Source organism: Ornithinimicrobium tianjinense (assembly GCF_014636495.1).
In the GTDB taxonomy this organism is placed as follows: Bacteria; Actinomycetota; Actinomycetes; order Actinomycetales; family Dermatophilaceae; genus Ornithinicoccus; species Ornithinicoccus tianjinensis.
The window spans coordinates 368,309-375,386 of the sequence record NZ_BMEM01000004.1 but is presented as its reverse complement, the minus strand read 5'-3'; the positions used below and the strand labels follow the sequence as shown (position 1 = coordinate 375,386).

At 69.9% G+C, this 7,078-nt stretch carries 6 protein-coding genes and 2 tRNA genes; 3 read left to right on the top strand and 5 right to left on the bottom strand.

Annotation, left to right across the window (positions count from 1 at the left end; all coding sequences use genetic code 11):
- Nucleotides 1-249: 249 nt before the first annotated feature.
- Complete coding sequence (locus IEV65_RS13375; RefSeq protein ID WP_188431561.1) at nt 250-453, top strand: cold-shock protein; 204 nt, start codon at nt 250-252, stop codon at nt 451-453.
- A 68-nt stretch (nt 454-521) separates the two neighbouring features.
- Here IEV65_RS13375 and IEV65_RS13370 read toward each other — a convergent pair whose 3' ends face one another.
- Nucleotides 522-2,120 carry an LCP family protein gene (locus tag IEV65_RS13370; RefSeq protein WP_188431560.1) on the bottom strand — a complete coding sequence of 533 codons (1,599 nt, stop codon included), beginning with the start codon at nt 2,118-2,120 and terminating at the stop codon, nt 522-524.
- Nucleotides 2,121-2,246: 126 nt separating this feature from the next.
- Here IEV65_RS13370 and IEV65_RS13365 point away from each other — a divergent pair.
- Nucleotides 2,247-2,341 (top strand) — tRNA-Ser (locus IEV65_RS13365).
- 67 nt (nt 2,342-2,408) lie between these two features.
- Here IEV65_RS13365 and IEV65_RS13360 read toward each other — a convergent pair.
- Both IEV65_RS13360 and IEV65_RS13355 read right to left on the bottom strand, forming a co-directional pair.
- Nucleotides 2,409-2,693 (bottom strand): hypothetical protein, encoded by a 285-nt coding sequence (locus IEV65_RS13360; RefSeq protein ID WP_188431558.1) that lies wholly within the window; start codon nt 2,691-2,693, stop codon nt 2,409-2,411.
- A complete protein-coding gene (locus IEV65_RS13355; protein WP_188431556.1) occupies nt 2,690-4,519 on the bottom strand; it encodes a phosphoenolpyruvate carboxykinase (GTP) in 1,830 nt (609 codons plus the stop codon). The genes IEV65_RS13360 and IEV65_RS13355 overlap by 4 nt, the downstream gene beginning before the upstream one ends.
- A 192-nt stretch (nt 4,520-4,711) precedes the next feature.
- Here IEV65_RS13355 and IEV65_RS13350 point away from each other — a divergent pair.
- A tRNA-Arg gene (locus IEV65_RS13350) sits at nt 4,712-4,784 on the top strand.
- Nucleotides 4,785-4,860: 76 nt separating this feature from the next.
- On the opposite strand, the gene IEV65_RS13345 is transcribed toward IEV65_RS13350, so the two are convergent.
- Both IEV65_RS13345 and IEV65_RS13340 read right to left on the bottom strand, forming a co-directional pair.
- Entirely contained in the window at nt 4,861-5,823 is a 963-nt protein-coding gene (locus IEV65_RS13345; protein WP_188431554.1) for a 2-hydroxyacid dehydrogenase, read from the bottom strand.
- Nucleotides 5,820-7,019: a pyridoxal phosphate-dependent aminotransferase gene (locus IEV65_RS13340; protein ID WP_188431552.1), complete on the bottom strand. Its 1,200-nt coding sequence runs from the start codon at nt 7,017-7,019 to the stop codon at nt 5,820-5,822. The genes IEV65_RS13345 and IEV65_RS13340 overlap by 4 nt, the downstream gene beginning before the upstream one ends.
- Nucleotides 7,020-7,078: the final 59 nt, after the last annotated feature.

Genomic DNA, 7,078 nt, shown 5'->3' with positions numbered 1-7,078 from the left:
AGACTGAACCTGCTCATTCTTCGACCGCCGAAACTGCTCAGTTTTCGAGCGCCGTCGACAGGCCCGCACGCGCAGACCCCCTGCCTGCTAGGGTTTGACGCGGTTGACGTTGCATTTCCTTGGCAACAAGATCGCAGGCGCCCGGCTGAAGAACCATGGTGGCCGGGTCGCTGGGGGGTTCACCGATCTACCGCCCTCGCGGCGTGCGGGGGCACGCACCTGGCAGTACTGCAGAAAGAAGATCGCACCATGGCACAGGGAACCGTGAAGTGGTTCAACTCTGAGAAGGGCTTCGGCTTCATCGCTCAGGATGGCGGTGGCCCCGACGTGTTCGTCCACTACTCGGCCATCCAGTCCAACGGCTACAAGACGCTCGAGGAGGCCCAGCGGGTCGAGTTCGAGGTCACCCAGAGCCCCAAGGGCCCGCAGGCTGACGCCGTCCGTCCGCTCTGACGTCAGCCCGGACTGACTCCGGAGAGGCCCCCGTCACCAGCTGGTGACGGGGGCCTCTTCCTGTCCGGTCAGCCGCACACGGCGCCGATGTCGGTGAGCTCGTCGGTCGGGGTGGTCGTGGCTGCACCGTCGTCGGTGCCGCCCGTCGGCTCCTCCGTCACGGACGGTGCCTCCGTCTGGGCGGGCTCGGTGTCCGTCGCGTCGTCCTGCGAGCCCGACGGCGTGGGCGCCTCGGGGGAGGGGTGCGTGGCCTCCCACACGTCATACCGGATCTGGGCGTAGTCGGGGTCCGCGACGTCGGTGTTCTGGGCCGTGAACGGCAGGCTCTTGATCGAGGCCTTCTGCACCAGCAGGACCAGCTCGGCCCAGGCGCCGAGGTCCTGCTGGGGGATGTCGGTCACGACGTTGTCGCCGACAGCACCGATGATCTGCGGGTAGCGCTGCAGCAGCGTCATCGGCTCGGCCTGGTCGATGACGGCGGCGACGATGCAGCGCTGGCGGCGCATCCGGCTGAAGTCGTCGGTGGTCACGCGGGAGCGGGAGTAGCCCAGCGCCTGGTAGCCCGTCATCCTCTGGGTCCCGGGCTGGATCCACTCCAGGTCGGGCGAGTTGGGGTCCAGCTGCAGGTGGCCGTTGGCGTCGGTGTAGGTGCGCCCGTTGATCGGGATCAGTTCCTTGACCGTCACCGTGACCCCGCCCATCGCGTCGACCAGGTCGGCGAACCCCTCGAGGTTGACGATCACCGTGTGCTGGATCTCCAGCCCGAGGACACCCTCGAGCACCTCCCGGGTCGCCGTGAGGCCGGGGGTGGGGTCGTCGGCATACCACTCCGGGTGCTCCTCGGCGGCGTTCTCCGCCTCGGTCCAGATGGCGTTCATCAGGCACTGGTCGCCGCAGTCGTAGCGGCCCGGGTAGATGTTGTACAGCGGGTTGTCGCGCGGGATCGGGACACGCTGCAGGTTGCGCGGGATGGAGAAGAGGACCGACTCGCCCGTGCGGGTGTCGATGCTGGCGATGATCATCGTGTCCGTGCGGGTGCCCTCGCGCGCGGCAGCCGCGTCCGAGCCGAGCATCAGCACGTTGACCCGGGGGAGCGCGGCCCACGGGTCGTCGGCGGGCCCGAGCTGGGAGGTGGGCTCCGGACCGCCGGCGGTGGGCGTGGGCCCGAAGACCTTGTCCACCGCCTCCAGGTGGCTGGAGACGTAGCGGGTGCCCAGCGCGGCGGGCGCGGCCACCGCGAGGCACAGCAGACCGGTGAAGAGGGCGAGCGCACCCGACTGGGCCGGGGTGGTGCGCCGGGGCCGGCTCAGCAGCGCCGTCAGGGCCACGGCCCCGATCCACAGCACCGTCCCGCCGATGAGCGTGCCCAGCAGGATCCGGAGCCGGCGCGGGTCCGCGGCGGCGGTCAGGGCGGTGCTGACCAACCCGTCGCGCCACACGAGCACGGCCACCATCGCCAGCGCCGCGAGCGCGAGGGTGACGAGGAAGACGCCGAGCACCCACGCCCGGGTGCGCAGCAGACCGGCGCCCGGGAGCAGGGCGGACAGGGTGGTCAGGCCGAACGCCCGGCCGATCCCGGGGCGCCGCACCGAGCCCTCGTCGACCCATTCCAGGTGCCGCCGACCGGAGGCGTGGGCGCCCGGACGGGGCGGACGTGCGTCGTTCATCAGGCCGGACCTGGACCTTCCGTGGGTGAAGTGGTGACCCATTGTCCTACCAACGGTCGCTGTGGGTGCGCTGGGAGGCTCGGTTTTGGTGGTGAGTGGCCGTGCAGGTACGCTGATCTGCGATCTGGAGGCGTCGCCTAGTCTGGTCTATGGCGCCCGCCTGCTAAGCGGGTTTGGGGTTTAGAGCCCCATCGAGGGTTCAAATCCCTCCGCCTCCGCCAGATCTGCGAAGAACCCCCGGCCCTCGCGGGCCGGGGGTTCTTTCGTCTTCCGGTATGCCGTGCGCGCTCAGCGCTCCTCGGCGTCGGCGTCGCCGTCGACGGGGTCCATCTCCTCCGGCTCGGTGCCGTCGGTGGAGATGCCCTCGGCGTCGGTGCCCTCGTTGGGCTCACCCTCCTCGGCGTCCATCTCCTCGTCGGCCCGCTCGACCTCCTCCGGCCCGGCGCTGCGGATCCGGTCGTCGATCCCCTCGACGACCGCGGCGAGGTCCTCCTCGCCCGGGGGCGGGGGCTCCTCGTTCAGCAGTGGCGGCTCCTGGCGCGGCTCGGGCGTCTCGCCGGGCGTGATGCTCATGACCGGGCCTCCTCGAGACGCTGCTCGAGGGCGGCCAGCTCCTCGCGCAGGGCGGCCGGCAGCTCGTCGCCGAAGGTGTCCAGCCACTCCTGGATGAGCGGCACCTCGGCCTCCCACTCCTCCTGGGAGAAGGCGAGAGCGGACGCCATACCCTCGGGGGTGACGCCCAGACCCTCGGTGTCGACGTCCTCGGGGCGCGGGAGGTAGCCGATCGGGCTCTCCTGGGCGTCCACGCGGCCCTCGATGCGGTCCACCATCCACTTCAGGACGCGGGAGTTCTCGCCGAAGCCGGGCCACAGGAAGTCACCGGAGCCGCCGTCAGACTTCCGGAACCAGTTGACCAGGAAGATCTTGGGCAGCTTTTCGGCGTCGGCGCGGCGGCCGAGGGAGAGCCAGTGCGCGAAGTAGTCGCTGGCGTTGTAGCCCATGAACGGCAGCATGGCCATGGGGTCGCGGCGCACGACGCCGACGGCGCCGGTGGCGGCGGCCGTGGTCTCCGAGGAGAGCGTGGCCGCGATAAAGGTGCCGTGCTGCCAGTCGCGCGACTCGGTGACCAGGGGCACCGTGGTCTTGCGGCGGCCGCCGAACATGATCGCCGAGATCGGGACGCCCCGCGGGTCGTCGTACTCGGGCGCGAGGGTCGGCACCTGCGTGATCGGGGTGCAGAAGCGGCTGTTCGGGTGGGCGGCCGGGTGGTCCGCCTCCGGCGTCCACGGCTGGCCGTGCCAGTCGGTGAGCCCGGCCGGCGGCTCGCTCGTCATGCCCTCCCACCAGACGTCGCCGTCCGCCGTGCGGGCGACGTTGGTGAAGACCGAGTGGCCCCGCTCGATCGTGTCCATGGCGACCGGGTTGGTGGAGCGGCCCGTGCCCGGTGCGACACCGAACAGACCGAACTCGGGGTTGACGGCATACAGGCGACCGTCCTCGCCGAAGCGCATCCAGGAGATGTCGTCGCCGACCAGCTCGGCCTTCCAGCCCGGCAGCGTGGGCTGGATCATCGCCATGTTGGTCTTGCCGCAGGCCGACGGGAAGGCGCCGGCGATGTAGTGCACCTCTCCCTCCGGGCTGGTCAGCTTGAGGATGAGCATGTGCTCGGCGAGCCAGCCCTCGTTGCGGGCCATGACCGAGGCGATGCGCAGCGCGTAGCACTTCTTGCCCAGGAGCGCGTTGCCGCCGTAGCCGGAGCCGTAGGACCAGATCGCCAGCTCCTCGGGGAAGTGGACGATGTACTTCGTCTCGTTGCACGGCCAGGCGACATCCTCCTGGCCGGGCTCCAGCGGAGCGCCCACGGAGTGCAGGCCCTTGACGTAGGCCGCGCCCGTCTCCTCGATCCTGGCGAGCACGTCGCTGCCGACGCGGGCCATCACGCGCATGGAGGCGACGACGTAGGCGGAGTCGGTGATCTCGACGCCGAACTTCGGGTCGTCGGCGTCCAGGTGGCCCATGACGAACGGGATGACGTACATCGTCCGGCCCCGCATGGAGCCCTCGAAGAGCGGCCACAGGGTGCGCTTCATCGCCGTCGGATCCATCCAGTTGTTGGTGGGACCGGCGTCCTTCTCCTCCACCGAGCAGATGTAGGTGCGGTCCTCGACGCGTGCGACGTCCTGGGGGTCGGAGAGCGCGTGGTAGCTGTTGGGCTTCTTGTCCTCAGCCAGCTTGACGAACGTCCCCGCCTCCACGAGCTGGGCGTTGATCTGCTCGATCTCCCCCTCGGACCCCGTGATCCACACGACCGCGTCGGGCTGGGTGTGGGCCGCCACCTCCCTCACCCATGCGTCGAGCTCCTCGTGGCGGGTGCCACCGGTGGTCTGGATCTGCAGCATCGCTTGTCCTTTCCTGGCCTGGGCGCCAGTCGTTCGACGAGGCCACTCTGCCTCTCGCGTCCACGTTAACCCGCGCGGCGGGACGCGCCGACCGCGAGAGCCTTCCCGGGCTGCGTCGTAGGTCACACTCGCGCTGCCGCGCACCCCGGATTTCGTCGTTCGGCCCACCGTCCGCTAAAGTTGATCCTCGTTGCGCCCGTAGCTCAACGGATAGAGCATCTGACTACGGATCAGAAGGTTAGGGGTTCGAATCCCTTCGGGCGCGCTCTGTGTTGAGACAGAAGAGGAAGGCCCCCACCGCGCGCGGTGGGGGCCTTCTGCTTGCCCGGTATGCCGTTCGCTCAGCGGATCGGCGTCGGCGGCTCCCCGCCGGCCAGGACCGCGACGACGTTGTCCGCCGCGAGGGTCGCCATCGCGGTGCGGGTCTCCACGGTGGCTGAGCCCAGGTGGGGCAGGAGCACGGCGTTCTCGCACTCCAGCAGGCCGGGGTGCACGGCCGGCTCGTCCTCGAAGACGTCGAGGCCGGCACCGGCGATCTCACCGCTCTTGAGGGCCTCGACCAGCGCGGCCTCGTCGATGACCGGCCCGCGGGCGGTGTTGACGACATGCGCCGTGTTCTTCATCGCCGCGAACTGCTCGGTGGAGAGCAGGTGGTGGGTGCTGGGGGAGTACGGGCAGTGCAGCGAGAGCACGTCGCTCTCGGCCAGCAGCGTGTCCATATCGACACGGTGCGCACCGAGCTCGGACTCGAGCTCGCGCGGTGCCTGGGAGCGCGAGCTGTAGATGATGTTCATGCCGAACGCCTTGGCGCGGCGGGCGGTCGCCGCCCCGATGCCGCCCAGGCCCACGACGCCGAGCGTCTTGTGCTGGAGGCCGGAGCCGAGCAGGTAGAACATCCCCCACTGCCACGGGGTCTGCGAGCGGATGATCCGCTCGCCCTCGCCCAGCCGGCGGGTCGACATGAGGATGAGGGCCATCGCGATGTCGGCCGTCGCGTCGGTGAGGACGCCCGGGGTGTTCGTGGCGACGACGCCCCGCGCGCTGCAGGCGTCGACGTCGATGTTGTTGTAGCCGACCGCCACGTTGGCGACGACCTTGAGCTGCTCGCCCGCCGCGTCGAGCAGCTCGGCGTCGACCTTCTCGGTCAGCAGCGTGACGAGGGCGTCGGCGCCGCGGACCTGCTCGAGCAGCTGCTCCCGGCTCTGCTGGTCCTCGCTGTCCCAGGCGACGACCTCGTGGCCGTCGCGGCGCAGGATGTCCAGACCGGGCTTGGGGATCTTGCCGGTGACGACGACGCGGCTCATCGGGCGGACTCGATCCACTGCTTGAGCCCGGTCAGGCCCTCGCGGATGCGGTCCTCGGACAGGCCCGAGTAGGCGAACCGGATGTACGTGCGGTCCTCGCCCTCCTGCGGGCGGCCGAAGTGGTTGCGCGTGCAGAAGCTCACGCCGGTGTTGTGCAGCGCCTGCTCGGCGAAGTCGGCGAGGTCCTTGGCCCCGACGAGCTCGACGGCCTCGGTCACGTCCGGGAAGAGGTAGAACGTGGACTTCGGGACGCGGACCGACATGCCGGGGGTGCTGTTGACGATCTCGCACGCCGCGTCGCGGCGGCCCTTGAGGACCTGGAGCATGTCCTGCACCGGCTGCTGGGTGCCCTGGAGGGCGGCGATGCCGGCCCACTGCACGTAGTGCGTGGTGCACGACTCGTCGTTGGTGTTCATCGTCGAGAAGACCCTGCTCAGCTCCACGGGCGCGACCGCGGCGCCGAGGCGCGAGCCGGTCATCGCGAACTTCTTGGAGAAGGTGTAGAGGATGACCGTGCGCTCGGCCATGCCCGGCAGGGTGGCGATGGAGGACGACTCACCCTCGTAGCGCATCTCGAAGTAGGCCTCGTCCGAGAGCACCCACAGGTCGTGCTCGATCGCCAGCTGGGCGATCGCCTCGCGCTCGGCCTGGGTCGACTCGGCGGAGATCGGGTTCTGCAGGTCGTTGTAGATGATCGCGACGGTCTTGTCGGTGATGAGGCTGCGGACCTGGTCGAGGTCGATCGCGAAGCCCGTGTCGGTCGGCAGGTAGCGGTAGGCCTTGGCCACGCCGCCGTGGTACTCGATCTGCGACTCGTAGATCGGGAAGCCGGGGTTGGGGTAGAGCACCTCGTCGCCGGGGTTCATCACGGCCTGGACGAACTTGGTGATCACCGGCTTGCCGCCGGTCATCACGGTGACGTTCTCGGGCGCGAAGGAGGTGCCGCGTCGGGAGCCGATGTCGTCGGCCAGCGCCGCGCGCAGCTCGGGGATGCCGGGGCCGGGGCAGTAGGTCGTCTTCCCGTCGGCGATGGCCTTGTTCATCGCCTCCACGATGTGAGGGGCGAGGGGGAAGTCCAGGTCGCCGAGGTGGAAGGGGTAGACCTCGTGGCCCTGCGCCTTCCAGTCCGCGGCGGCCGCGGCGACCGCGAACGCGGTCTCCGTGCCCAGGTCGTCCAGCCTGCTCGCCAGCTGCATGGTCTTCACATCCTCGTGATCGGGCCTCGTGTACGTCGCACAGGTTATCGGGCGCGGCG